The following is a 23,199-nucleotide window of genomic DNA, read 5'->3' as shown; positions in this document are numbered from 1 at the left end:
GAGCCGGGGTTCCTGGCTCGTGGGACAGGTCATTTCCGGCGCGGAGGCAGTCGCGGGGCGTAACTTCGACCGGGCTGCGGCGTAGCCCTGCCATGCCCGTCCGTCGCGCCGCCCTCGCGGGGTCCGTCGCCGTCCTCCTCGCCGCCTGCAGCAACCAGCACCCCGAGAGCGCCGAGGCGCTGTGGGACGAGCTGCAGGCCGCCGACTACCAGGCGTGGGCGCGCGCGCCCGGCTACGAGGCGCGCAGGCCGAGCGCGACGGTCCACGGCGACGAGGTGGAGATCTTCATCAACGACGTGGTGGTGGAGGCGCTCGCCGGCGGCCCGCTCGGCGCCTGGCCGGACGGCTCGGTCGTGGTCAAGGACGGCTTCGAGGCCGGCGAACCGCACATCGTCGTCGCCATGCAGAAGCGCGGCGACGCGTGGTTCTTCGCCGAGTACGAGACCAGCGGCGAGGTGGTCTACTCCGGCGACCCGCACGCCTGCACCCGCTGCCACGACGACGGGGACGACGGGATCCTCGCGTTCGCGCTGCCGCAGTGAGCTGTCCCCGAGGACATCTTCGCTCGGGCGCCCGCGACATGTGCGTGGAACAGGCGGTGGCCGCCCGGGGAGCACGAGTCGCAGCGCGGCTGTCGGGCGGCGGCTCGTGCCCCGCGAGTACCAGCGGCGTGCGTTCGGGCGGGCCTGACCGGGGCGCCGGGGCGGGCGGTCCGTTCAGGGGTCGAACGGGAAGACGATCGTCGACAGCAGGCGAGGGCGCGTGCCGGGGGCGGGGCCCCGCTCGACGAACGGTCGCAGGGCCGCCTGCAGCGCCGTGACGAGCTCGCGGAACTCGGCGTCGTCGAGGTGCAGCAAGGTGCTGCGGTAGCCGGCGCCGTCGGCCGCGAGGTCGACCGCTCCGCGCGCCGCGGCGCGCTTGATGTATCGGCCCCAGGCGTCGAGCAGGTGGGCGGTGAACGCGGCGAAGCCGCGGGTGTGATCGCCGGGCGAGAGCCGGCGGGCCGCGGCGTCGTCGAGGTGGGCGGCGGGCTCGTGCAGCGTGAAGCTCCGCTCGAGCCCGCCGCGCTTGGGCTGCTCGCCGACGACCCGCAGCACGCCCGCGCTCACGAGCACGTTGAGGTGGCGGTAGAGGGTCGCCGGGGCGACGTCGGGCAGCGCCGCGAGCAGCCCGGCGGCGGTCATCGGCCGGGCCGCGGCGGCGACGGCCTCGACGATCCGCAGCCGCAACGGGTGGAGCAGCGCGTCGGCCCGCTCCCGCGCGCCGATCGGGCGCGGCCGGGGTTTTTTGGTTGCGCGTCGCGTCATGCCGGGTAATGTTATCAAAAATGAGAACGGTAGCCAACTCGGTTTGTCCGGCCGCCTGGCGAGTGGCGCTGGTGTGGGGCCTGCTCTCGTCGCTCGCGGCCGTCGCGGTCGTGCCGTACGTCTTGACGATGCTGCCGAAGCCGCTGCCGCTGCCGGTGGCTGCCCTCGCGGCCGTGTTCGTGGTTCAGGTCGGGTTGCAGGCGTTCCTGCTCGCCTGGGCCGGGACGGCGGCCGGGCGTCGGCTCGGCGTCGGCAGCCCGTGGCTCGAGGCGCGGTTGCGCGGCGAACACCCGCCTCTGCCTCGCTCGCTCGGGCGCATGGCGCTGTACGGCCTGGGGGCAGGGGTGCTGGCCGCCGGGATCGACCTGGCGTTCGTGTCGTCGATGCCGCCGCCGCTCGGCGGGGAGCTGCCGCGGCCGTCGCCGTGGCATGGCTTTTTGGCCAGCTTCTACGGCGGCATCGCGGAGGAGGTGCTGACGCGCCTCGGGCTGGCGACGGTGCTGGCGTGGGCGACGGCGCGGCTGTTCGGACGGCGGGCGGCGCTCGCGGTGGGGATCGTCGGTTCGGCGCTGCTGTTCGGCGCGCTGCACCTCCCCGCGGCGGCGCAGGTCTGGCCGCTGACCGCCCTCGTGGTGGCGCGCACGCTGCTGTTGAACGCGATCCTGGGCGTGCTGTTCGGCGCGGTGTATGTGCGCCGCGGCCTCGAGCACGCGATCGTGATGCATTTCGCGGCCGACATCGCGCTGCACGTGGTCTTGCCGCTGCTGCTGACGTGACCCGCCGCCGCTCCGCTCGCCCGTCCCCGGCGAGGAGCGGCGTGGTGTCCCGCGCGATCGATGACCGTGCTCCGCCCGGGACGCAGCGGCGGGGACGACGGGAGCGCCGTTCGATCGCGGCGTCAGGACGCCGTCGCCTCGCGCGGGCGCAGGAACGCGGGCACCGGCCGGCCGTGGCGCGCGAGCTCCTCGCCGTAGAGCTTGCGCTCGGCGTGCAGCGCGGCGGCGACGCTCGGGCGCGCCTGCAGCCGCTGCAGGTAGGCGACGAGGGACGGCCACTTCTTGAGGTCGATCGGCGTGGCGACCGACCACGTCAGCACGACGACGAGGTAGGCGTCGGCGACGCTGAAGCGATCGAGCAAGAACTCGCGCCCGTCGAGGTGACGCGCGAGGTAGTCGAAGCGCGACAGGCCCTTCTCGAGCGCCCAGCTGCGGACGGCCTCGGGCACCTCGCTGCCGAGCAGGGGCGCGTAGACGCCCTTGTGCAGCTCGGTGCCGATGAAGCACAGCCACTGCTGCAGGCGGACGCGCTCGAGGCCGCCCGGAGGCGGGGCCAGGGCGGCGGCCGGGTGCGCGTCGGCGACGTACTGCAACACGGCGGCGTTCTCGGTGATGAGCTGGCCGTCGTCGGTGCGCAGCGCGGGGACGAGCCCGAGCGGGTGGATCTCGCGGTAGTCGGCGCCGTCGCGGGTGCGCTTGGTCGGCGCGTCGACCTCGACGTACTCGAACGGGGCGCCGGCCTCGAGGAGCGCGATGCGGGTGGCCGCGGAGCAGGAGAGGGGTGAACCGTAGAGCTGCATGGCGGGGAGGATGGCGCACGGGACAGGATGCGTCCAACGCATCGTTGGTATAGAATCGATGCGTGACACGCATCTCCGCGATCCCCCGCCCCCGGCTCGAGCTCCGCGACCTCCAGGTCGTCCTCGCCGTGGCGACCGCGGGCACGACGGCGGCGGCCGCCTCGGCGCTGCACCTGTCGCAGCCGGCGGTCAGTCGGGCGCTGCTGGCCGCGGAGGACCGACTGGGCGCGCGCCTGTTCGAGCGCTCGCCGCGGGGGCTGCAGGCGACGCCCGCGGGCGAGCGAGTGGTGGCCGGGGCGACGCGGTTGCTCGCCGAGCTGGTCGAGCTCGAGCGCAGCGTGCGGGCGCCGGCCGTCCGGCCCACGCGCGTGCGCCTGGTGTGCGAGTGCTACACGGCCTATCACTGGCTGCCGACGGCGATCGCCGAGCTGGCCGCGCGCTCGCCGAACCTCGAGTTCGCGCTGGCGATCGAGCACACGCGCTCGCCGGTCGAGGCGCTGGTGGCGGGGGCGATCGACGTCGCGCTGCTGACCACGGGCGAGGTGCCGCGCGGGGAGATCGCCACGCAGCCGCTGTTCGCCGACGAGATCGTGTTCGTGGTCGCGCCGACGCACCCGCTGGCGCGCAAGCCGACGCTGTCGCGCGACGATCTCCGCGCGGCCCGGCTGATCACCGGCGAGACGCCGGAGGCGGAGACGCGGTGGTTCTTGCGGCGGGTGTTCGGCCGCGGTCGCCTGCCGGGGCGAGCGCAGCGGCTGCCGCTGACCGAGGCGATCCTCGACGTCGCCCGCGCCGGGATGGGCGTCGCGGTGCTGTCGGAGTGGATGGCAGGGCCGCACCTCGGGCGCGGCGACCTGGTGGTCAAGCGGCTCTCGTCGGGCCCGCTGCGCCGGCCGTGGCGGATGGCGTGGCGGCGCGAGGCCGAGGAGGCCGCCCGCTGCCTGCTCGCGGCGCTCAAGGCCTCGGCGCCGTCGCTGCGTCGGGCGTGAGCGGACGTGAGGGGGACGAGGCGCCGTCGCTGCTCACGACGGGGGCGTGCCGGTGCGAATCGCAGCGTGGTCGCGACGGGCGCGGCCGAGATCGGGCGGGGCAAACCGAGAGCATCGCCCGAACCGACCCGTTCGCCGTCTCGCGCGCGCCGGTGCTCGCCGTCGTGCGACTCGGGCGTCGCGCCCGGGGTCACGGGCAGGCGGTGACGGTGGGCGCGGCGTCGCGGTAGGTCGACCACATGGTCGCGACGAATTCGTTGCTGGCTCCGCCGCCGCCCTCGACGTCGCCGGCGACCCACCGATCGACGTAGTCGAAGAAGGCGTCGTGGGCCCAGGCCGTCTTGGCGTTCAGGGCGTGGATCGCCAGCGCCTCGCCGACCCAGGTGTGCGACGTACAACAATTGCGGTAATCGCTGCAGCCGTCGACGAGGCCGGCGGGGTCGCGGCAATCCTTGGCGCCGGCCTGGCAGTCGCCGCCGTACTGGCAGCCGTTGGGCAAGTAACAGTCGTCGTCGCACGCGCGACCCCACAGCGCCTTGTCGTCCGCGCCGTAGTAGGTCATCTCGTCCTCGTTGCCGATGTCGGTGCCGGGGCTGGCCATGGCGGCGTCGCCGAGCAGGGTGCCGGCGAACACGATCGGGAACTTGCGGCCGTTGCTGTGGCCGCCGTTGGCGTCCCAGTTGCCGCCGGCCTGCAATACGCCGTAGTTGTCGATCCCGAGCTGCACCAGCCGGCGCGCCAGCTCCTGCTGGTCGGGCGTGTCGAGCAGCACGTAGGCGGCGAGCGTGGCGACGATGTCGCCGACCTCGCGGCCGTAGCAGTACATGTTGAGCGTCGCGCAGCCGTGCTGGATCTCCCACGTGCGCAGGTGATCGATCCACGGCCGCTCGACGTGGCGCAGCAGCGCCGCCGGAGCGGGCGTGTCGCCGGGCGCGGCCAGCTTCGGCAGCGCGCTCCAGCACACGTCGCCGGCGCGGTGAAACGGCTTGTCGGCGCCGGCGTAGGGCGGTCGGAAGGCGTCGGCCGGCGGGGCCTCGGCGACGACGGTGAGGATCGCCTGGGTGGCGATCGGTCCGCGCTGGCAGTCGCCGTCGTAGGTCATCCAGCCGTCGCTGTTGCCCTGCAGGCACTCGGGCTCCTCGGGGTGGCTGATCGCCGAGACCAGCGAGCGCGTGCCCTCGACGGCGAGCGGGAAGCTGACGCGCAGGCCGTCGGCGTGGTTGCCGGCGCGGCTGTCGTAGTCCTGCGAGCCGACGGGGTCGAGCATCGAGCCGTTGCGCCCCGGCGTCGGCGCGGGGTCGACGGAGACGATGGTGACGGGGCCGACGACCCACCAGTCGCCGGTGACGAACTGGCCGACCGGACGCGGGGCGTCGAAGGTCCAGGTGATGCCGTACTGGGTGACGGACATCTGCAGGTTGTCCGGCGCGCCGGTGGTGGTGTCGGGCTCGGTGGTGGGGCCGGTGGTCGGCGCGGGCTCGGTGGTGCCCGGCGTACTGGTCGTGGTCGTGAGGTCGCCGGTCGTGGTGGTCGTGGTCGTCGTGGTGGTGCCCGGATCGGCGGTCGACGACGTGGACGAGGTGGTCGCGGCGTCGGTGCCTCCGGAGCCGCCGCCGCAGGCGAGGGCGAACGAGCCAGCGAGCGCGCATGTCACGACGTTTCGGCGGGTCATCGCGGCATCTTATAAAATGCCGCGCCGACGATCAGGCGTCGCGCGCGGGCCCCTGGATCGTCGGCAGCGCGGGGTCTCGTCGCCCCAGCTTGCGGCGGGGGCTCCAGCGCTGCGCGCGGGCCTGCGCCTGTCTCTCGGGGCAGGTGAAGGCGTCCGCAGGTCGCGTGGGGCGACGAGGATGCCCGGAGGGACATGGCGCGCCGGGCGACGAGGATGTCCGGCGGGGCAGGTCGCGCGGGGGACGACGAGGATGTCCGGAGGGACAGGTCGTGGCGCGCGGGGACGGCCGGTCACCCCGCGCGGGGTGGCGGCAGGCCGGCGAGGGCCTCGCCGAGGCGCTCGACGCCGCCGCGCAGGGTCTCGTCGGCGGCGGCGTAGGACAGGCGCAGGTGGCCGGGGGCGCCGAAGGCGGTGCCGGGCACGGTGCCGACCAGCTTCTGCTCCAACAGCCATGTCGCAAAGGCAATGTCGTCGGCGAACTGGGTGCCGGGGCCGATGTGGCGCGAGATGTCGCAGAACAGGTAGAAGGCGCCGTCGGGGGCGACGATGTCGAGGCCGGGCAGGGCCCCCAGGCCGGCGAGCATGAACTCGCGGCGGCGGGTGAAGGCGGCGTGCATGTCCTGCACGGCGGCCTCGCAGCTCGGGTCGGTGAGGGCGGCGAGGGCGGCGATCTGCGACACCGTGGCCGCGCCGGAGGTCGTGTGGCCCTGCAGGCGCGAGGCGGCGGACACGACCTTGGCCGGGGCCAGCAGGAAGCCGATCCGGTAGCCCGTCATCGAGTAGCTCTTCGACACGCCGTCGACGACGACGATCTGCTCGGTGACGTCGGCGAGGGTGGTGATCGCGCTGACGTGCTCGAAGCCGCCGTAGACCAGGCGGCGGTAGATGTCGTCGACGAGCAGCCAGCAGTTCGGCGCGACGCGGGCCATGACCTCGCCGAGGGCGCGCAGCAGCGGGGCGGGGTAGCCGGCGCCGGTCGGGTTGGTCGGGTTGCCGAGCACGATGAAGCGCGTCTTCGGGGTGAGCGCCGCCGCCAGCGCCTCGGGCTGCAGGCGCCAGCCGTCTTCGCGGCGGGTGGGCACGATCACCGGCACGCCGTCGCCGAGGCGGACCATGTCGGCGTACGAGACCCAGTACGGGGCGGGGATCACGACCTCGTCGCCGGGCGACAGCGTGACCATGAACAGAGTGGCGAGGCTGTGCTTGGCGCCGCACGACACCAGGACCTCGCCGCGGGTGACCGGGCGGCCGTGGTAGCGCGCGAACTCGGCGGCGGCGGCGTCGCGCAGGGCGGGCAGGCCGGGCACCGGCGCGTAGTGCACCGGACGCGTGCGCACGTAGTCGATGACGGCCGCGGTGACGGCGGCGGGCGGGTGGAAGTCGGGCTCGCCGGCGCTGAAGTCGAGGACCTCTTCGCCCTGGGCCTTGAGCTCCTTGGCGCGCGCCGACATCGCCAGCGTCGGCGACTCGCTCAGCACCTGGGCTCGTGCATTGGTCTCAAGTTCGCGCCTTAGCACTGCTGTGGGCCCCCGTGGTCGTAGTCTTGAGTATGGCGGAGGAACTCGACGGCCGTCTGGCCGTAGTGCCGGGTCGTCTCGACGACCAGGCCCTGCGGCCACGCGGGCGGCCCGTGCCCTCCAGCGCGGTCATATTCGCATACAAGCGCGGCGCTTTCAGCCAGCCAGCCGCCGGCGATCAGCGCAGGCAGCACCGCGGCGAGGACGGCCTCGGTGTCGTCGTAGGGCGGATCGACGAACACGAGGTCGTAAGGACCCGCGAGCTCCGACGCGCCCGAATGTCGGCGCAAGAACGTCGCCGCGTCGCCGTGCCAAAGGCGCGCGCGATCGCCGAGCGCAAGCTCACGGATCTGGGCCTGGAGGTGGCGTGCGACCGCCGAATTGCGCTCGACCAGCGTGGCCCGCGAGGCGCCGCGGCTCAGCGCCTCGAACGCGAGCGCGCCCGAGCCGGCGAACAGGTCGAGCACCACCGCGTCGCGCAATTCGTGCTGCAGGCGGTCGAAGATCGCCTCACGCACGCGCGCGCCGGTCGGCCGCAAGCCGGGCACAGTCGGCAGCGACTTCAACACCCGCCCGCGCAGGCTCCCTCCGCTGATCCGCTGCACGCCCGGGCGTATACCTCATGTCGCGGCGCGCGCCCACTGCTCCCCGTCGACCTGTCCCGAGCGACAGGTGAAGATCACGCCGCGAACGGCGCACGCAGCGCGGCGTCCTCGGCCTCGAGCCGGGCCCAGCCCTCGCGCAGGTGGCGGCGTCGGCGGACGGCGGCGAGGAACACCAGCGGGAACGCGAGCGCCATCGGCAGGCCGTCGCCGCTGACGATCGGGAACCACATGAAGCGACCGGTGAGGCCGCCGCGCCACTCGGTGTCGAGCTCGGCGAGCGTGCGACCGAAGCCGTTGACGAACGCGGCCTCGAAGTTCTTGCCCTGCTTGACCTGCGCCAGCGCCTGCCGCAGGTCGGAGCCGTCCTCGTCGCGCCAGCGGAGGAAGTTGACGAAGTCACGCGCGGCGGCGTAGCTGACCGTGGCCGTGATCGCGTCGGTGGCGCGGAAGTTCTGCTCGAGCTGCTCGAGGTGCGGCACGCCGGCCCCGAAGATCGCGCCCGCCAGCGTCTGGCTGCGCATCAGATCGATCTCCTCGCCGAAGCTCTCGGCCACGCCCTCGTGGAACCACCGCGGCAGCGGCTGGCCGCCGGTGGCCCGGTACAGCGCGACGTGGGCCATCTCGTGGCGCAGCAGGCCGTCGAGGTCGGTCAGCGAGCCGTCGGGCGCGTGGGCGGCGATCGCGATCTCGCCGGTCGGCGGGTGAGCGACGCCTGCGGCCCACTGCGGCATGCCGGTGCCCTCGGCGATCCGCCCCGAGTGAGACACGAAGTGGATCGTCAGCGTGTCCTCGAGGTCGCCGGCCAGCTCGTGCTCGATCTCCGACCAGGCTCGCGGGATCTCGCGGGCCACCGCCAGCGCCTCGTCCTCGAGGCGCGGGTCGTAGCGGAGTGTGACGCGGCCGACGTGCACCTGCGACGTCGCGCTCGCCAGGGACCAGCCGACGGGGCGGCTCACGTCGGCCCGGGCGGCCTGCGGCGCCACGAACAGGAACAACAACGCCGCGAGGAAGAGGCCGAGCGCCGCGCGCCAGGGACGGGTCATGGACTGACTGTGAGCACGACGATCTCGCGGCGCAAGCTGGCCGCGACGACGACGCCGATGGCCAGGCCGACGGCCAGGATCGCCCCGCCGGCGATGAGACCCGTCCGCACCTTCGGACCCAACCGGGTCCGCCGCCGCTCCTTCGCGCCGTCGCGGACCAGCGACTCGTGCTCACTCCACAGCGCTGCGATCAATTCGGGGTGGCTCGCGGCGTCGGAGCCGCGGACGCCGAGCGCCCGGTCGAGCCGGCAGTCGTGCGGGAGGAGCACCGGGTCGGGGCGGTCGGCGAGGTATTCGACCAGGATCACCAGGTCGTCGCGGCGCTCGCGGCACACCTGCTTACCCTCGCCGACGCCGGCGCGGAGCCGGCGGACCGTCGCCCTGGGGGCCGCCGAGGCCCGCGCCGCGCGCTCCAGCGCGTCGACCAGCGCGACCTCGGGCTTCGTCCCCGGCGCGCTCGGGCCGAGCCCGACGGCCACGGTGATCGCCCCCTCGGGCCTGCTTAGCCCGGCCCCGGGGGCCAGCGACGGCGGCGGCGGCGGAGCTGGCCCTTCGGCCCTGGTCTCGGGGACATGTGCTTCAGGACCTGTGCCCCGGGACATGTCCGATGGAACAGGTGATTCGGCGGGCGGCTCGCCGGCCGGGGCGACCGGCCGCTCGGGCGCCGGGGGCACGGGCACCTCGAGCGGCGCGTCGACGGGCCGCAGGTCGGCCGCGCGCGCGGGCCCCGGCAGGGCGACGAGGCCTGCCAGCACGAGCGCGCCGCATCGCCGGGCCGTCCGCATGCGCGCCGGTTCTTGCGCGTCCGCGGGCGCGTGTCAACGGCGGCGAAGTCATGCGGGCGGCGGGAATGACCGGGCCGCGGCGACGGTAGTCGGACCTCGCCGCCGCGGAGGCAGGCGAGCCGCCGGCGTGCGCCGCAGGGCGCGTCGCGGTCCCACGCTCGATCTGCGAGTCGCCTGGACCACGCGGGACGACGCACGACAGGGGATGATGCGACGGCCTCGGCACCGTCGCGGCGCAGGCGTCGAGCGGTCGCCGGAGCGGCCGAGCCCTCGCTCGCACGCGGCTGCGGGCGCGGGCGTGACCGACGCGAGGCGCGAGGACCCGTCCCGGAGCGGCGCGAGCCCTCGCTCGCACGCGGCTGCGGGCGCGGGCATCACCGGTGCGAGGCGCGAGGACCGGTGAAGCGCCTGCGGTGAGCGACGGGCCGGACGGGCGTGCGACGGCCGCCCGGCGATCTGCCGCTCGTCCCGCGGCCGCGACGGGCGCCACGCGAGCGATCCAGGGGCGATGCGCCTGTCTTATGGGACACGTCACGCCGGCTCGGCGGCCACCGCTCGCCGAGCAACACGCCGATCACGGCGGCGAGCCGCCGGGGCGAAGCTGGCGACGCGACGGGTCCGGCCCATCGTTTCGCCATGAATGCATGGCTGCTCGGCGCGGCGCTCGCCACCCTCGGGTGCGCGGCGATCCACGCCTTCGTCGGTGGTCCCGAAGTGGCGCGGCCGATCGCCGCCTCCGGCCTCGCCCGCGTGCCGCGGTTCACCGCGTTGTACGCGTGGCACATGGTGACGGTCGTGCTCGTCGCGATGGCCGTTGCATTCGGCGCGGCCGCGCGATCGGAGGCCCATCGGTCCGCGGCGACCCTCGCCGCGGCGCTGGCCGTCGCCTTCGCGCTGCTCAACCTGACGCTGGCGATCCACCTGCGAGCCCGGGTGCGCGAGTTGCCGCAATGGATCCTCTTTTCGCTGATCGCGGGTCTCGCCGTTCGCGGACTGTCGCGGTGATGGCCGCGCCCACAGGCCACGCGCTGATGCAATCCGCGCTCGCAGCCGCGGTGCGACGGGGGCCATGGCCCGGGCGCTCTCAGCCTCGTTCCTCCGCGCACTCGACCGCGCTTCGGCCTTCTGACGGTCCGGGACGCTGTTCGGCGCGAGGGGGCAGAGGTTTCACGAGCGAGGCGCGCGAAGAAGAGAGAAAGACCACTCGACTGTTGCAGCGGCTTTGGCGGTTATGGCATCCTCGGCGGATGGACGGGGCATGCTCGATGGCGCCCCTCCCGGAGGGGAAGAGATGCGTGTACTACCCAATAGATTGATCTCGTGTGCGCTCGTGAGCGTGTTCCTGTCGGCGTGCGGCGACGACGGCGGCAAGGCGACCGGTGCCACGAATCCGAATCCCACGAACACCACCGGAGACGAGACCACCACCAGCGGGACGCAGGGCGATACGTCGACGGGTGGGCCCGACCAGACGACCTCGACCTCGTCGACGACGACGCCGGCCGAGCCGACCACCGGCGTCACCGACGGCGAGAGCACCACCACCGCGGGGTCGTTCATCACGCCGCCCGACGGCGGCGGCGGCACCAAGGAGTGCGACCAGTGGACGCAGGACTGTCCCGAAGGACAGAAATGCATGCCGTACTCGGGCGACGGCGACAACGCGTGGGAGTCGCTGAAGTGCACGCCGGTGATGGAGAACGCCGGCCAGGTCGGTGACCCGTGCACGGTCGAGGGCAGCGGCGTCAGCGGCATCGACAACTGCGACAAGGGCAACATGTGCTGGGACGTCGTCGACGGCGTCGGCGTGTGCGTGGCCCTGTGCATCGGCTCGCCCGACGCGCCCGACTGCGCCGCGCCGATGACGTCGTGCCTGATCTCCAACGACGGGGTGCTGACGCTGTGCCTGCCGTTCTGCGACCCGCTGCTGCAGGACTGCCCGGGCGACGACCTGTGCATCCCGAACCCGCAGAACCCGGACGCGTTCCTGTGCGTCCTCGACGCCTCGGGCGAGGAGGGCCAGGAATTCGACGCGTGCGAGTACATCAACGCGTGCGACAAGGGCTTCACCTGCGCCAACCCGGAGATCTCGCTCGAGTGCGACCCGATGGCGATCGGCTGCTGCGTCGCGTTCTGCGACACGACCGAGGCCGGCGTCTGCACCGGGCAGAACGCGGAATGCCTCGCCTGGTACGAAGAGGGCCAGGCGCCGCCCGGATTCGAGAACGTCGGCGTCTGCGGCGTGCCGCAGTAGAAGCCGGCGGTTGCGCGCGAAGTTCCTCCCGGGAACTCCCTGGATCCCGGGGCTTCGTACGGCTCCCGACCACGGCACAGCGGGCGAGCGCCCGTCACTCGCCGGCCGGACGGTCGGCCCCGGTGGTCGGCGCGAGATGGCCGCCGGGACATGTCCTCGCGGTCAGTAGGGCTGGGCCTCGCAGGCGAACTTCCTGTCCTCGGTCCATACCGCCGCGAGCGAGCCGCCGGCGCCGGCGACGGTCAAGAGGCTGTTGGCGGGGGACAGGACCCGCGGGAGGGCGGGCAGCTCGATGGCCTCGGCGACTCCCGAGGACTCGGGCCACGGGCCCAGCCGGCCATCGGCGTAAGCGGCGAGCAGACCCTCGTCGAGGATCGGCACGACGTCGACGAGCGGGGTCTGCGGTTCGTGACGGACCAGCGCGCCCGCGTCGTCCTTGAGCAGCACGGCGCCGTCGGCGGTGACGATGGCCAGGGCCTCGTGATGGTCGGTGTGCACGCGCCGCAGGTCGTCGGTGAAGGGGTGCGCGAGGCGGGTCCAGGTGACGCCGTAGTCGTGGCTCTCGAGCACGAGGCCGGCGTCGCCGACGGCGTACGCCCAATCGTCGATCCCCTCGACGGCGTGCAAGGAGCCGGCGTCGGCGGCGGCCAGCGCGACGGGTTGCCAGCTCGCGCCCTCGTCCGTCGAACGCAGCAGGACGCCGTCGCCGACGATGAAGCCGATGCCGACCTGCGGCTCCGGGCTGACGAGGGGGAGGACGAACTCGACGTGGCGCAGGTCGGCGGTGATGCCGAGGTCGAGGGCGGCGTAGGTGCGGCCGCCGTCGACGGAGCGCCAGGCGGCGCCGCCGTCGCCCACGGCGAGGAGCGCCGCGGTCTCGCACACGTGCGCGGGTTTGCAGGGCGCGGGGGCGATGGCGAGGTGGCGCAGGCGCGCCGCGGGCTGGGCGTCGATGTAGCGGAGCACGCCGTCGGCGTCGGCGACGGCGAGGCGGCCGTCGACGGTCAGGGCGGCGGTGGTGCGCCCGGAGCGAGCGACCGCGTCCAGATCGGCGTCGACCTCGGAGTCCTGGACCTCGAAGAGGATCCGGAAGACGACGTCGGAGGCGCAGAACTCCTCGTGTTCATTCGGAGGATCGTGACACGCGAATCCCACAGTACCGGCGAAGAGCAGCAGGGTCAGTCTCGTGGGCGACATAAGCGAATGCGCCGAGCGTACCTCGAGCGTCCGGGCTGCGCCACGACGTGCTTCGGACCTGCGTTCGACTTCGGCCGCCCGGACGCGCACGCGCTGGAGCACGGGGTCGTGTCGGTGGGACGCGTGGCCATCATCAGGTCCGACACGCGGGCCACGACACCAGCCGGCGCGGCGCCGTGGGGCATGAGGAGGATCGGCGCGCCTGCTGTCGCTCGCACCTTCACGCGCGCGTGGCCGGGGCAGGAGACGCAAGAAGGCCCGGGTTCTGCTGGCGAGCCTCCGTGCCGGGGGAGGAAGGCGGCCTCAGCCCGTGCGGGTCTCGTCGATCCGGCAGAGCAAGTCCCCCTTGGCGACTGTCGCCCCGACCGCTGCGACGATGGCTTCGACGACGCCATTCGTCGGTGAGGGGATCTCGACGTCGGCCTTCGACGTCTCGACCTCCAAGAGCGGCTGGTCCTTGACCACGGCGTCCCCTACACGCACAAGCCACTGCGAGACTGTTGCCTCGGCAATATCTTCGCCCAGTTGGGGCATGACTACATCGATCATCGCGTCGCGCTCCTGATGTCGGACGTATACGCCGGTGGCGACCATCCGTCTGTCGCATCTCGCAGGTCGTGCAATGGGCGCTCGTGGGCGCCCCTGGGCGCCCGCGGGTGCTGTTCAGGGAGAACGCCGGTCAATTCGGCTCGACGATCGGTGCAGGATGGAACAATGAACACGACCTCTCCTCCGAGCATCGACTTCGACTTCGACAGCGACGCGGTGACCGACGAATCCGGGATCAGCTGCAGCGATTCTCCGATCAGCTGCAGAATCAGCCGCACTTCCAGCTCCAGATCGAGGGAAATACCGATCCGCGCGGGTCGGCCGAATACAACCTCGCGCTCGGCCTGAGGCGCGCGCGGGCGGTGCAAGAGTGCTTCAATCGTCTGGATTGCCTGTCTCGCAGATGAAAGCGTCGAGCTTCGGCAAGTCCCACGCGACCGGCTTCGACGAATCCTCGGGGGCGCTGGACAGGCGGGTGGACCTGCATTCTTGGCCGTCGCCCGAGAGGCGGCGCGGATGGGCTGGGACGGAGGTTCTCGCGGACCGGCTGTCGCGCGACGGCTCGACCGTCTTGCGTTCGAGTCGCAGAGGCGGGGGGTGGGATGCTCGCGCGCCATCGTGCTCGCGCTTGTCAGGGCCGGCGCGGTCGTGGCACCGTCGTGCATGGGCATCGGCCACGAGCGCTTTTATTTCTATCCCGCCGCCGCCCCGACGCGCACGGCGTTGCTCGTCCGCGTCGTCCGGCCGACCGCGCCGAACTTCGCCGAGCCGGCGGTCGAGTTCGCGGAGGCGCTCGCGGACGCGAAGGCCGGGGCGCTCGCGTGGGCATGGTCGGGCGCGGGCGAGGCCGGGCCGCCGGCGCCGCTCGGCGACTTCTGCCTGCACCTGGACGAGGCGACCCCGGAAGACGCGGAGCTGCTGGCGTTTCACGGCCGGGCGCTCGAGCTGTGGTGGACGGCGGAGGAGGAGCAGCCCGCCGCGTTCGCGGTCGGCCCGGGCGCCGACGAGGAGGCGTTCTGGGAGTGGCTCGCGGCGTCGCTCGACGACGACGCGTTCGTCGGTCGCCTGCGCCGCCCGGCCACGCCGATCCCGGTCCGGCTCGTCACCGAGGCCGACGCTCGCCTGGTCGACACGCCGCTGCTGCTCGTCGACGACGTCGACTGGTTGACGGCCGAGGAGTTCGATCGCCTGTACCACGGCGGGCTCGCGGCCCTGACCGCGAGACCGCCGGCGACGAGCCCGGCGGTGACGGAGGCGGAGTTTCGCGCGGTGAAGCTCGGCCTGGTCGAGCGCGCCCTCGCGGACGACCTGGCGCGGGGCGATCGCCGGGCCGCCGCGTTCCGGGCCAGCGAGCTCGCGCGCTTCGATCCGCCGGCCGCGCTCGCGCTGATCGAGCGCCTCGCGGGTTCGCTGAGGTGCTTCGACGATCGCAAGGGCATCACGTGGGCGCTCGCGTATGCGCTGCACCGCCTCCGCCGCGAGCCGGGCCGCGCCGGGCTGCTCGAGCGCTGGCGGGCCGCGTCCGATCGCTTGCGGAGGGACGTGCTCGCGGAGCTCGAGCAGCTCGATCGGTACCCGTAGTCGGACCGTTCAAGGGACAGCCTGGTCGCAGAGCCGGGTGCTCCGCGGATCGCCGGCGGACGGACGGCACCCGCGATGCGAGGCCATCTTGCCGGAACACGGGCAGGTGTACTCGAGCTTGAAGCGCTCGAGCTGGACCGAGGCGATCCGGAGGTCGCTCATGGATCTTCGCGCGGCTGCACCAGCGATTCACCGAGGTGCTGCTCGGCGTCCTGACGACCTCGGTCGGCCCGCGCAGCACGGACATGATCGACGGCGTCGGTGTCGCTCCTGTAAGTTCGGCCGCGTCGCTGGCGTACGGTCGGCGATGCGCTTGCTCGCCCTTTGCCTGTCCCTCCTCGTTCCCGCCCTCTCGCTCGCCTGCTCCTCGGCTGCCCACGACACCGGCTCGCACCCGGCCGCGAAGCCCGCCGCACCCGCACCCGCGCCCGCCGCGCCCGCCGCGCCCGCGCCCGCGCCCGAGCCCGCCGCGCAACCTCCCGCTTCGGCCGGATCGATCCCCGTCCTGCCGGAGCTGCGCGAGACCAGCGATGTGTTCATGGAAGCCCTGCTCTCGGGCACCCTGATCGAGCAGTCCGGCTGCCTGCGCGTCAGCCCCGACGGCAAGCAGCCCGGTCACCTGCTGATCTGGCAGCCGGGTTACACCGCGCGCCGTGCGGGCGACCGCGTGGAGGTCGTCGACGGCACCGGCAAGGTGGTCGCCCGCGTCGGGGAGCCGCTGCGCACCGGCGGCGGCCACGTCTCGCTGAACGAGGCGCTGCGCAAGCAGCTGAAGACGCCGCTCGACGCCGCGTGCGTCGGCCCTTACTGGCTCATGGGCCAGCTTCAGGCTCCCTGAGCGCGCACGGCGACCCGCGGGAGCGGGCGCCAGGTGGGTACGAGTTTCCCGCCGCACGAGCCTCGCCGCTTGGCATTCATGCGGGTCGCGCGCGGACAAATCATCACACCACCCGCGCTCATCGGGTGGGCGCGGCTCGACCGCTGGGGAGTGGTATTCAGGCCCTCGCGGAGCTTCGCGGGTCCGTGTACACGCGCACCGTGAAAGGGGCTGCAGAGGGCGTCCGGAGCTCACGAGGTTCATCGCCGGCCGCGCGCCCCGGGCGATGCGATCGAGCCCGTCGTGTCGTCGCCTCGCTCTGCTCCCTCACCCTTGGGGCGTGCGATCGGCGAGGTGCCGATCGGCCTCGCTACCGCGCCGGCTCCTTGTCGGCGCCGCCGCATTGCTGGGCAGTCCTCGGCAGTTGCTCGACGGATCATCGAGCTCGACGGCGGTGTGCCGACGGACTCGGGAGTGGTCACTGACGCTGCGCGGCGGTGGAGATGCCCGATCGGGCATGACCGAAGAGACATGGACGGGGCGACACGTCCCGCGCCGCGCGGGACGTGGTCGGCCGGATCGATCTCCGGCCCACGCCGCGGGAGGACGACCCCGGCAGGATTCGCGGCGCGGAGCGTCGTCTGCGCTGGAGGCCCAAGAGTGATAAGAGATGGGTACGGCAGCGCCGGGGTACGAGAACGTCGGCATGTGCGGTATTCCGCCGCGCGCGCCGCCGGCCGCAGCGCCCTCGGAGCTGCCGCGCCGGGCAACTGCGGGTGGCGGGGTCGCGCGCGGACGCATGCCCGGCGCGACCGGCGAGCTTGCGCCGCGACGGCGATGGAGCGAGGCTTGTCGGGCCCATGATCATCGAGCTCGAACGCGGCAGACAGGCAACCCTCGACCAGATCCGCGACCTCGCGGTGCGCTTCGGCAATCGTGTCGAACTGAGCGAGGGCACCGGGGTCTACGACACCGTCCACATCATCGGCGACAGCCGCGAGTTCGCCAGCCGCGAGAGCTACATCCTCGGCCTGCCCGGGGTGCGCGCGGCGTGGCAGCCGACCGGCGGCTACAAGAACATCGCCCGGGTCGTCCGCGGCAACGAGGGCAAGGCGCTGCACCGCGAGCGGCGCGTCGTCGAGGTCAAGGGCCTCGACGGCAAGGTGCGCCGGTTCGGCGGCGGCAACGGCAAGCACATCTTCGTGTGCGGCCCCGACTCGCCGCAGACGCTCGAGCAGACGCTGACGACCGCGCGGATGGCCCGCGAGGTCGGCGAGAAGTTCGGCATCCTCGACCGGGTGATGCTGCGCGGCGGCGCGTTCAAGCCGCGCACGCGGCCGACCGACTGGCGCGGCCTCGGCATGAAGGGCATCGCCATCATGGACGCGGCGCGCGAGGAGACCGGCCTGCCGTACGTCACCGAGGTGATGGACCACAACCTGGTCGAGCAGATCGGCGCCCACGCCGACATGCTGCAGATCGGCACCCGCAACGCGCAGAACTTCGACCTGCTCGAGGCCGTCGGCCGCTTCGGCAAGCCGGTCATCCTCAAGCGCGGGTTCGGCAACGAGGCCGAGGAGTGGTTCTATTCGGCCGAGTACATCGCCAACCAGGGCAACCTCGACATCGTCCTGTGCGAGCGCGGGATGAAGACGCTGTACACGAAGGGCGGCTACTGCCGCAACCAGCCCGACCTCAACGCCTGCACGCACGCGCGCAAGCAGACGATCCTGCCCATCATCTTCGACCCGAGCCACGTCGCCGGCGACCACCGGATCGTCGCCGAGAACCTGATGGCCGCCTGCGGCCACCTCGTCGACGGTTCGATCACCGAGACCGTCCACACCGAGGCCTGGCGCCGCGAACAGCTGTGCGACGCCGGCCAGGCGCTGGTGATGGACCAGTACGCGATCCTGGTCGAGGCCGTGCTCGAGTACGAGGCCCACGTGGCGCCGAAGATGAAGACGATCCTCCGCATGCTCGGCACCGACTGAGGCCGGCGATCCTTCGCGTAAGCGAAGGGGCATGTGCGAAGGGGCATGTCTGCGAGGACATGCCCTTTCGAGCATGTCCCGGCCGCCTTGTTACGACAGCGGCAGCGCGAACGACAGCGTGACCGGGGCGCCGGTGAGGGCGGCGGGGTACGAGGCGCCGATCTTGAGCTCCGGGCCCGACTCGCCCTGGGTGAGGGCGGCGCCGAAGCGGGGGCGGATGGGCGTGCCGGGCAGGAGCATCAGCGCCGCGGCGCGGGTGACGGCGTCGGCGGCCTGCTCGGCGCTGGCGCCGGCCGGCACGCGCTCGCGCACCCACAGCGCGAAGCGGACGGTGCGGCCGACGAGCAGCTGACCGGCGAGGGTCGACGCCTCCTCGCTGCGGTGGAGGGTCGGGCTGGCCGCGAGGGTCAGGAGGTCGCTCTGCTGCGGGCCGCCGACGGCGACGAGGCCCCGGCGCGCCAGGGCGAGCTGGGTCTCGGCGGAGCAGGGCGCGGCGGTGCCGATCGGGATGTCCTCCTGGCCATGTCGGAAAGAGAGGGTCGCCGGCGCCCGCAGCTCGGCGTCGCGGCCGAGCCGGGCGAAGGTGCCGCCGAGCCGCAGGCTGGTGGCCAGCAGGGCGGCGACGGCCAGGGCGGCCCCGCCGGCGACCACGCGCTCGCCGGCCGGCGTGGTCTCGGCGGCCAGCACCGGGCCGTTCAGGACGAGCGCGAGCCAGCGGCTGGCCGGGTTGTCGCGCAGGGCCGCGAACTCCTCGCCGAGGTCCTCCCCCTTTTCGACGCTGGCCGCGATCGCGGCCGTGTCGGCGCGCCCGAGGGCCGCGGGGGCCAGCTCGGCGCACACGGGCGCGTGCAGGTCGGCGGCGACCTCGGCCAGCGCGGCGGCCTCGGCCAGGCTGCCGACCGGGTCGAGCAGGAACACGGCGTCGGGGCGGGCGAGCGGGTCGAGCTCGCCGAGCTCGGCCAGGGCCGCGGGAAGGCCGGCGGCGTCGACGTCGAGCAGCTCCACGTCGAGATCCTGGTCGCGGGGACATTGCCCCAAGAACAGCCGCAGGCCCCGCCAGCGCAGCTCCGCCGCCCGCAGGGTCGGGTCGGCGAGCACGGCGGCGGCCGCTCGCGCGAGCGCGGCCGACAGGGCGGCGTGGGCGGCCCGCGACGGCTCGGCGGCGGCGCCGGCCGGGGTGCTCTGGACGGAGCCGCGGACGACGGCGTCGATCGCCGAGCTGGCGGCGCTCTTCGGCGCGGCCGAGCCCCGGGCCAGGAGCTCCTCGACGAGGTCGCCGCCGCCCGGCTCGGCGGGCTTCGGGGGCGGCGGGGCGAAGCAGGCGGCGATCTCGGCGTGCAGCGGGCCGCGGCCGGCGAGCCGGGCGATCGTCGCCAGCAGCTCGTCGCTGCGCGGGCGGCCGCTGGGGGCGATCAGCCGCTCGCGCAGGCGGTGCAGCTCGCCGAGGCTCTGCTGCACGACCTCGGCGACCGAGAAGTCGCGGAAGCGGGAGAATTTGGCCTTGATCTTGAGCTCGCCGGCGGCGCCCAGGGCCGGGCCGACGTCGACGTCGAGGGTGAGCGGCGACTGCGTCAGGCGCTCGGCCAGCTCGGCCAGCAAGATCCGCCCGCGCCGCCCGCTCGGCCGCGGCGACAGGGGTCCGGCGACGAGGAAGCGGAGGCGCGGCGAATTGAAGGTCGAGGGCTGCATCGCACGCACGCTACCCAAGCCGCAGGGCCCGCGACAATGCATGTCTCCGCGCGGCGCGATCGCGGCGGTTGCGAGTCGAGGCGCGCGAACGCGATCGCTGCGGGGTGGCGATCGCGGCGGTGCGAGTCGAGGCGCGCGAACGCGATCGCTGCGGTGCGGGTCGAGGCGCGCGAACGCGATCGACAACCACGCCGCCGCGACCCCCCGCGAGCGTCACGGCGGAGGGCGACGCGAGGCGCCGACATGGCGGACCCGAGGGTCCTTCGGGCTCGGGCGCGGGCGCGGCTTCGTCAGTGCGGCGGGTCCACGCGTCCGCGGTGACGCGGTGGCAAATCCCCGCGCGGTCGTGGTGCGCTCATCGGCGATCACGCGGCCGCGACGACGGGGTCAGGGAAAAACGCGGGCGCGGGCGCGCGCCAGCACGCGCTGGGCCTCGTCGAAGATCTCGTCGTAGTTGCCGGCGAGGTTCGACAGGGCGATGGCCTGCTCGGCGCGGGTGATCGCCGCGGCGTAGCGACCGAGCTGGCACAGCTCTCCGGCGGCGCTGCTGTGGAGCCCCGCCAGCGACGGATGCGAGGCGCCGAAGCGGGCCTCGATCCGCGCGATCGACTGCTCGTAATGCGCGAGGGCCGCTCCGTGATCGAAGGTGTGGAGCATCTGGAGGGAAGGCGCGGTCACGTTGAAGTGCTAGCGCGATCGGGGCTCTTGTCCGGTCACTGTCCGGGAGCGTCGTCGCGACATGGTTTGTCGTCAGCGCGCACGGGAGGCGCGGGCGTGTGCGTAAGGCGCGCGGTGGTCGAGGGCGCCGCTGCCGCCGCGGGCGAGATATCCTCCGCGTCCATGACCCAATTCCGCCAGTTCCGCCGTCTCGCCCTCGTGTGGGCCCTCGCCGCTGCTCCGCTCGCTGTCACCGCCTGCAAGCCGTACACGGTCGTCCAGCAGTCGGGGCCGCCGTCGGCCCTGAAGGGCGTGACGAACATGACGATCGGCTTCGACTGGTCGAAGGTCACCGTGCTCGACAAGGCCAGCGAAGCCGAGTACCTGGCCGAAAAGACAGACGAGGAGAAGGCGGACTTCGCCAAGATCAAGCAGGAGACCGACGCCGCGATCATCGAGGGTCTGCGCGATCGCGGGATCAACGCCACGCCCGCGGCCGCCGACGCCGCGCCCGACCTCGTGGTCTCCTACATCCACGTGACGACCGGCATCTTCACGCCGGTGTACAGCGTGCCGTCGAAGCTCGAGGCCCGCTTCTCGTGGCAGAAGGACGGCAAGGTCACCGACGTGATCGACACCAAGGCGATGGTCGGCGCCAGCCTCACCACCCCCTCCGATCATCAGCGCATGGAGATGGCCGGCCGCAACGTCGGCAAGGCGGCGGCCAAGTTCGTCTCGGACGTGCAGGGCAAGTGACGCGACGGCCCTCCGCCGGGCCCGGGCAGACGAGCCCCGGAGGCGGGCAGCGGTCGCCGGGGCCGGGCAGACGCGCGACCTTGCGGCGACTCGGGCGAGGTCGCCCGGCAGACGAGCCCCGGCGACTCGGGCAGCGGTCGCCGAGGCCCGGGCAGACGCGCGAGCCCTGGCGACTCGGGCAGCGGCCGCGCAGGTCCGAGGGGTGCGAGCCCCGGTGCGCGGGCAGAGGTCGGCGCAGTCCCTGCGCCGGGCGGCTCTCGGCCAGCGTCAGGTGACCGGCGCGCGCGCGTAGTCTTTCGTCGTGCCGTGGCCGCTCGCTCTGCTCGCCGTGATCGTCGGCCTGTTCGTGCTCGACCGGCTGCTGCTGGCCGCCGAGCGCGGCGGGTACATCTATTATCGGGTCCGCAAGCCCTCGGGCTCGGGGGCGGGCAACGCCCTGGCGGAACTGCAGCAGATGCTGTCGCCGTCGACGCAGCACGTGATCGTCGCCAAGCGGGAGCAGCGGCCCGAGCACAACGACGACGGCGGTCCGCCCGACCCGGATGACAGGCCGCCCGGGCGTGATACCCTGCGACGGTGAGCCTGCGTGACAATCGCCGCCGCTTGCCGGTGGTGGCCTCGCTGCCGCGGCCCGACGATCGCCGCGCGCTCACGCGGGTGGCCGGCGAGGCGCCCCGGCCGCGCTACGCGGTGTGGGAGCTGACGCTGAAGTGCGATCAGAAGTGCATCCATTGCGGCTCGCGGGCGGGCGTGGCGCGGCACGGCGAGCTGACGACCGCCGAGGCGCTGGCCCTCGTCACCGACCTGCGCGCGCTCGGGATCGGCGAGATCACGCTGATCGGCGGCGAGGCGTATCTGCGCGACGACTTCATCCTGATCGCCCGGGCGATCCGAAACGCCGGCATGGACTGCACCATGACCACCGGCGGGCTCAACCTCGGCGAGGCGCGGGTGGCCGCGCTGGCGGAGGCGGGGATCCGCAGCGTCAGCGTGTCGATCGACGGGACGCAGGCGGCGCACGACGCCCTCCGCGGGGTGCCGGGCAGCTTCGACAGGGCGTTCGCGGCGCTCGCCCGCCTGCGCGCCGCGGGGGTCGGCAGGGCCGTCAACACCCAGATCAACCGCCTCACGCTGCCGACGCTCGAGGCGCTGCAGGAGCGGCTCATCGCCGAGAAGATCGGCGGCTGGCAGCTGCAGATCACGGCGCCGTTCGGCAACGCCGCCGACCACCCGGAGATCCTGCTGCAGCCGTTCATGATGCTCGAGGTGTTCGCGGTGATCGAGCGGCTGATCGCCCGCGGCGCGCCGCACGGGCTGCGGCTGTTCCCGGCCAACAACCTCGGCTACTTCGGCCCGCTCGAGGCCGAACTGCGCGGGCGGCAGAAAGCCGGCGGGCACTACAAGGGCTGCATCGCCGGACGCCACGCGCTGGGGATCGAGGCCGACGGCACGATCAAGGGCTGCCCCAGCCTCGGCGGCCCGGCCAACGTGGCCGGCAACGTGCGCGAGCGGCCGCTGCGGGAGATCTGGGAGCACGCGCCCGAGCTGCAGTTCACCCGCGTCCGCACGGTCGACGACCTGTGGGGCTACTGCCGCGATTGCTATTACAACGACGTGTGCATGGCCGGCTGCTCGGCCACCAGCGAGCCGCTGCTGGGTCGCCCGGGCAACAACCCCTACTGCCACCACCGCGCGCTCGAGCTGGGGCGCGCCGGGCTGCGCGAGCGCATCGAGGCGGTCGCGCCGGCCCCGGGGGTGCCGTTCGATCACGGCCTGTATCGCGTGGTCCGCGAGGCCCTCGACCCCGAGCTCGCCGCGCGCGGGCCGGTGGCGGTCGACGACCCGCGCGTCGGTCGCGACGTGCAGCCGTTCGGGCCGGGCGCGCCGGTCGGGTGAACGGCGGGCTGTCCTTCGGGACATGGAGGGCCGGGGACCGGTGTGCGGGGGCGCGAGCTGTCCTTCGGGACAGGAGCGCCGGCCGGGCGAGCGGAGGCTGCCCCTCGGCGGGGGAGGCGTACGAGCTGTCCTTCAGGTCAGGCGCTCCGCGCGAGGGAACGGCGAGCTGTACTCCGGGACAGGATGGCCGGCGCCGGGTGGGCCGAGCACGAGCTGTCCTTCGGGTCAGGGCCCTAGTCGAGGTGCACGGCGCGAGCTGCCCTTCGGGGACATGGAGGGCGCCGGGGGGTCGAAGCGCGAGCTGTCCTTCGGGGC

The 23,199-nt window shown here is 73.4% G+C and carries 24 protein-coding genes; 12 read left to right on the top strand and 12 right to left on the bottom strand.

Features of this window, described 5'->3' with window-relative positions; translation table 11 throughout:
• The first annotated feature begins 92 nt into the window (after positions 1-92).
• Positions 93-542 (top strand): hypothetical protein, encoded by a 450-nt coding sequence (locus NAEX_RS05100; RefSeq protein ID WP_096326397.1) that lies wholly within the window; start codon positions 93-95, stop codon positions 540-542.
• A 174-nt stretch (positions 543-716) separates the two neighbouring features.
• On the opposite strand, the gene NAEX_RS05095 is transcribed toward NAEX_RS05100, so the two are convergent.
• Positions 717-1,307: a helix-turn-helix domain-containing protein gene (locus NAEX_RS05095; RefSeq protein ID WP_096326396.1), complete on the bottom strand. Its 591-nt coding sequence runs from the start codon at positions 1,305-1,307 to the stop codon at positions 717-719.
• Between the two features lie 20 nt (positions 1,308-1,327).
• Between NAEX_RS05095 and NAEX_RS05090 the strand changes: the two genes are divergently transcribed.
• Positions 1,328-2,083, top strand: a complete 756-nt coding sequence (locus NAEX_RS05090) for a CPBP family intramembrane glutamic endopeptidase (protein ID WP_170135471.1) — start codon at positions 1,328-1,330, stop codon at positions 2,081-2,083.
• A 122-nt stretch (positions 2,084-2,205) separates the two neighbouring features.
• Here the strand turns inward: NAEX_RS05090 and NAEX_RS05085 are convergent, their stop codons facing one another.
• Positions 2,206-2,883 carry a glutathione S-transferase N-terminal domain-containing protein gene (locus NAEX_RS05085; protein WP_096326394.1) on the bottom strand — a complete coding sequence of 226 codons (678 nt, stop codon included), beginning with the start codon at positions 2,881-2,883 and terminating at the stop codon, positions 2,206-2,208.
• A gap of 62 nt (positions 2,884-2,945) precedes the next feature.
• Here NAEX_RS05085 and NAEX_RS05080 point away from each other — a divergent pair, with 62 nt between their 5' ends.
• Positions 2,946-3,872 carry a LysR family transcriptional regulator gene (locus NAEX_RS05080; RefSeq protein WP_096326393.1) on the top strand — a complete coding sequence of 309 codons (927 nt, stop codon included), beginning with the start codon at positions 2,946-2,948 and terminating at the stop codon, positions 3,870-3,872.
• 190 nt (positions 3,873-4,062) lie between these two features.
• Here NAEX_RS05080 and NAEX_RS05075 read toward each other — a convergent pair whose 3' ends face one another.
• From NAEX_RS05075 to NAEX_RS47325, 5 genes are all read right to left on the bottom strand, one after another.
• The gene (locus NAEX_RS05075) at positions 4,063-5,544 is read right to left on the bottom strand and encodes a hypothetical protein (RefSeq protein ID WP_096326392.1); all 1,482 of its coding nucleotides are present in this window, start codon (positions 5,542-5,544) and stop codon (positions 4,063-4,065) included.
• Positions 5,545-5,834: 290 nt separating this feature from the next.
• Complete coding sequence (locus NAEX_RS05070) at positions 5,835-7,022, bottom strand: pyridoxal phosphate-dependent aminotransferase (RefSeq protein WP_096326391.1); 1,188 nt, start codon at positions 7,020-7,022, stop codon at positions 5,835-5,837.
• A gap of 32 nt (positions 7,023-7,054) precedes the next feature.
• Entirely contained in the window at positions 7,055-7,666 is a 612-nt protein-coding gene (rsmD, locus tag NAEX_RS05065) for a 16S rRNA (guanine(966)-N(2))-methyltransferase RsmD (RefSeq protein WP_170135470.1), read from the bottom strand.
• A gap of 74 nt (positions 7,667-7,740) precedes the next feature.
• Positions 7,741-8,709 (bottom strand): peptidase MA family metallohydrolase, encoded by a 969-nt coding sequence (locus NAEX_RS05060; RefSeq protein ID WP_096326389.1) that lies wholly within the window; start codon positions 8,707-8,709, stop codon positions 7,741-7,743.
• Positions 8,706-9,464 carry a hypothetical protein gene (locus NAEX_RS47325; protein WP_143140772.1) on the bottom strand — a complete coding sequence of 253 codons (759 nt, stop codon included), beginning with the start codon at positions 9,462-9,464 and terminating at the stop codon, positions 8,706-8,708. Before NAEX_RS47325 ends, NAEX_RS05060 begins: the two co-directional genes overlap by 4 nt.
• Positions 9,465-10,130: 666 nt before the next feature.
• Here NAEX_RS47325 and NAEX_RS05050 point away from each other — a divergent pair.
• Together NAEX_RS05050 and NAEX_RS05045 are read left to right on the top strand one after the other, a co-directional pair.
• Complete coding sequence (locus NAEX_RS05050; protein ID WP_096326387.1) at positions 10,131-10,499, top strand: hypothetical protein; 369 nt, start codon at positions 10,131-10,133, stop codon at positions 10,497-10,499.
• A 325-nt stretch (positions 10,500-10,824) separates the two neighbouring features.
• Positions 10,825-11,748, top strand: coding sequence for a ribulose phosphate epimerase (locus tag NAEX_RS05045; RefSeq protein WP_096326386.1), 924 nt, complete (start codon positions 10,825-10,827; stop codon positions 11,746-11,748).
• Between the two features lie 162 nt (positions 11,749-11,910).
• Here the strand turns inward: NAEX_RS05045 and NAEX_RS05040 are convergent, their stop codons facing one another.
• Together NAEX_RS05040 and NAEX_RS05035 are read right to left on the bottom strand one after the other, a co-directional pair.
• Positions 11,911-12,945, bottom strand: a complete 1,035-nt coding sequence (locus NAEX_RS05040) for a WD40/YVTN/BNR-like repeat-containing protein (protein WP_096326385.1) — start codon at positions 12,943-12,945, stop codon at positions 11,911-11,913.
• Positions 12,946-13,248: 303 nt separating this feature from the next.
• Positions 13,249-13,539, bottom strand: a complete 291-nt coding sequence (locus tag NAEX_RS05035) for a biotin/lipoyl-containing protein (RefSeq protein ID WP_245913613.1) — start codon at positions 13,537-13,539, stop codon at positions 13,249-13,251.
• Between the two features lie 23 nt (positions 13,540-13,562).
• Here NAEX_RS05035 and NAEX_RS05030 point away from each other — a divergent pair, with 23 nt between their 5' ends.
• The gene (locus tag NAEX_RS05030) at positions 13,563-13,901 is read left to right on the top strand and encodes an OmpA family protein (RefSeq protein WP_170135469.1); all 339 of its coding nucleotides are present in this window, start codon (positions 13,563-13,565) and stop codon (positions 13,899-13,901) included.
• 211 nt (positions 13,902-14,112) lie between these two features.
• Positions 14,113-15,075 carry a hypothetical protein gene (locus NAEX_RS05025; RefSeq protein ID WP_143140773.1) on the top strand — a complete coding sequence of 321 codons (963 nt, stop codon included), beginning with the start codon at positions 14,113-14,115 and terminating at the stop codon, positions 15,073-15,075.
• Between the two features lie 9 nt (positions 15,076-15,084).
• On the opposite strand, the gene NAEX_RS49655 is transcribed toward NAEX_RS05025, so the two are convergent.
• Complete coding sequence (locus NAEX_RS49655; RefSeq protein ID WP_170135468.1) at positions 15,085-15,237, bottom strand: hypothetical protein; 153 nt, start codon at positions 15,235-15,237, stop codon at positions 15,085-15,087.
• A gap of 145 nt (positions 15,238-15,382) precedes the next feature.
• Here NAEX_RS49655 and NAEX_RS47320 point away from each other — a divergent pair, with 145 nt between their 5' ends.
• Entirely contained in the window at positions 15,383-15,913 is a 531-nt protein-coding gene (locus NAEX_RS47320) for a hypothetical protein (RefSeq protein WP_100793128.1), read from the top strand.
• Positions 15,914-16,752: 839 nt separating this feature from the next.
• Positions 16,753-17,886, top strand: coding sequence for a 3-deoxy-D-arabino-heptulosonate 7-phosphate synthase (locus tag NAEX_RS05010; RefSeq protein WP_096326381.1), 1,134 nt, complete (start codon positions 16,753-16,755; stop codon positions 17,884-17,886).
• Between the two features lie 90 nt (positions 17,887-17,976).
• Here NAEX_RS05010 and NAEX_RS05005 read toward each other — a convergent pair whose 3' ends face one another.
• Together NAEX_RS05005 and NAEX_RS05000 are read right to left on the bottom strand one after the other, a co-directional pair.
• On the bottom strand, positions 17,977-19,575 hold the full coding sequence (locus NAEX_RS05005) for a hypothetical protein (protein ID WP_096326380.1): 1,599 nt from the start codon (positions 19,573-19,575) through the stop codon (positions 17,977-17,979).
• A gap of 387 nt (positions 19,576-19,962) precedes the next feature.
• Positions 19,963-20,253 (bottom strand): tetratricopeptide repeat protein, encoded by a 291-nt coding sequence (locus tag NAEX_RS05000; protein WP_143140774.1) that lies wholly within the window; start codon positions 20,251-20,253, stop codon positions 19,963-19,965.
• Positions 20,254-20,415: 162 nt separating this feature from the next.
• Between NAEX_RS05000 and NAEX_RS04995 the strand changes: the two genes are divergently transcribed.
• From NAEX_RS04995 to NAEX_RS04985, 3 genes are all read left to right on the top strand, one after another.
• Positions 20,416-20,988 carry a hypothetical protein gene (locus tag NAEX_RS04995; RefSeq protein ID WP_096326378.1) on the top strand — a complete coding sequence of 191 codons (573 nt, stop codon included), beginning with the start codon at positions 20,416-20,418 and terminating at the stop codon, positions 20,986-20,988.
• Positions 20,989-21,289: 301 nt separating this feature from the next.
• Positions 21,290-21,568, top strand: coding sequence for a hypothetical protein (locus tag NAEX_RS04990; RefSeq protein ID WP_096326377.1), 279 nt, complete (start codon positions 21,290-21,292; stop codon positions 21,566-21,568).
• Positions 21,565-22,884 carry a radical SAM/SPASM domain-containing protein gene (locus NAEX_RS04985; RefSeq protein WP_096326376.1) on the top strand — a complete coding sequence of 440 codons (1,320 nt, stop codon included), beginning with the start codon at positions 21,565-21,567 and terminating at the stop codon, positions 22,882-22,884. The genes NAEX_RS04990 and NAEX_RS04985 overlap by 4 nt, the downstream gene beginning before the upstream one ends.
• The last annotated feature ends 315 nt before the right edge of the window (positions 22,885-23,199 follow it).

This window comes from Nannocystis exedens (assembly GCF_002343915.1).
GTDB lineage: Bacteria > Myxococcota_A > Polyangia > Nannocystales > Nannocystaceae > Nannocystis > Nannocystis exedens.
The sequence above is the reverse complement of the archived record's forward strand: the minus strand, read 5'-3'. Positions and strand labels throughout refer to the sequence as shown.

Excerpts from the sequence above, each read along its gene's own strand:
- NAEX_RS05100 (WP_096326397.1), top strand. The coding sequence starts at position 93 with ATGCCCGTCCGTCGCGCCGCCCTCGCGGGGTCCGTCGCCGTCCTCCTC.
- NAEX_RS05095 (WP_096326396.1), bottom strand. The coding sequence starts at position 1,307 with ATGACGCGACGCGCAACCAAAAAACCCCGGCCGCGCCCGATCGGCGCG.
- NAEX_RS05090 (WP_170135471.1), top strand. The coding sequence starts at position 1,328 with ATGAGAACGGTAGCCAACTCGGTTTGTCCGGCCGCCTGGCGAGTGGCG.
- NAEX_RS05085 (WP_096326394.1), bottom strand. The coding sequence starts at position 2,883 with ATGCAGCTCTACGGTTCACCCCTCTCCTGCTCCGCGGCCACCCGCATC.
- NAEX_RS05075 (WP_096326392.1), bottom strand. The coding sequence starts at position 5,544 with ATGACCCGCCGAAACGTCGTGACATGCGCGCTCGCTGGCTCGTTCGCC.
- NAEX_RS05060 (WP_096326389.1), bottom strand. The coding sequence starts at position 8,709 with ATGACCCGTCCCTGGCGCGCGGCGCTCGGCCTCTTCCTCGCGGCGTTG.
- NAEX_RS05050 (WP_096326387.1), top strand. The coding sequence starts at position 10,131 with ATGAATGCATGGCTGCTCGGCGCGGCGCTCGCCACCCTCGGGTGCGCG.
- NAEX_RS05040 (WP_096326385.1), bottom strand. The coding sequence starts at position 12,945 with ATGTCGCCCACGAGACTGACCCTGCTGCTCTTCGCCGGTACTGTGGGA.
- NAEX_RS05035 (WP_245913613.1), bottom strand. The coding sequence starts at position 13,539 with ATGGTCGCCACCGGCGTATACGTCCGACATCAGGAGCGCGACGCGATG.
- NAEX_RS49655 (WP_170135468.1), bottom strand. The coding sequence starts at position 15,237 with ATGAGCGACCTCCGGATCGCCTCGGTCCAGCTCGAGCGCTTCAAGCTC.
- NAEX_RS47320 (WP_100793128.1), top strand. The coding sequence starts at position 15,383 with ATGCGCTTGCTCGCCCTTTGCCTGTCCCTCCTCGTTCCCGCCCTCTCG.
- NAEX_RS05010 (WP_096326381.1), top strand. The coding sequence starts at position 16,753 with ATGATCATCGAGCTCGAACGCGGCAGACAGGCAACCCTCGACCAGATC.
- NAEX_RS05005 (WP_096326380.1), bottom strand. The coding sequence starts at position 19,575 with ATGCAGCCCTCGACCTTCAATTCGCCGCGCCTCCGCTTCCTCGTCGCC.
- NAEX_RS04995 (WP_096326378.1), top strand. The coding sequence starts at position 20,416 with ATGACCCAATTCCGCCAGTTCCGCCGTCTCGCCCTCGTGTGGGCCCTC.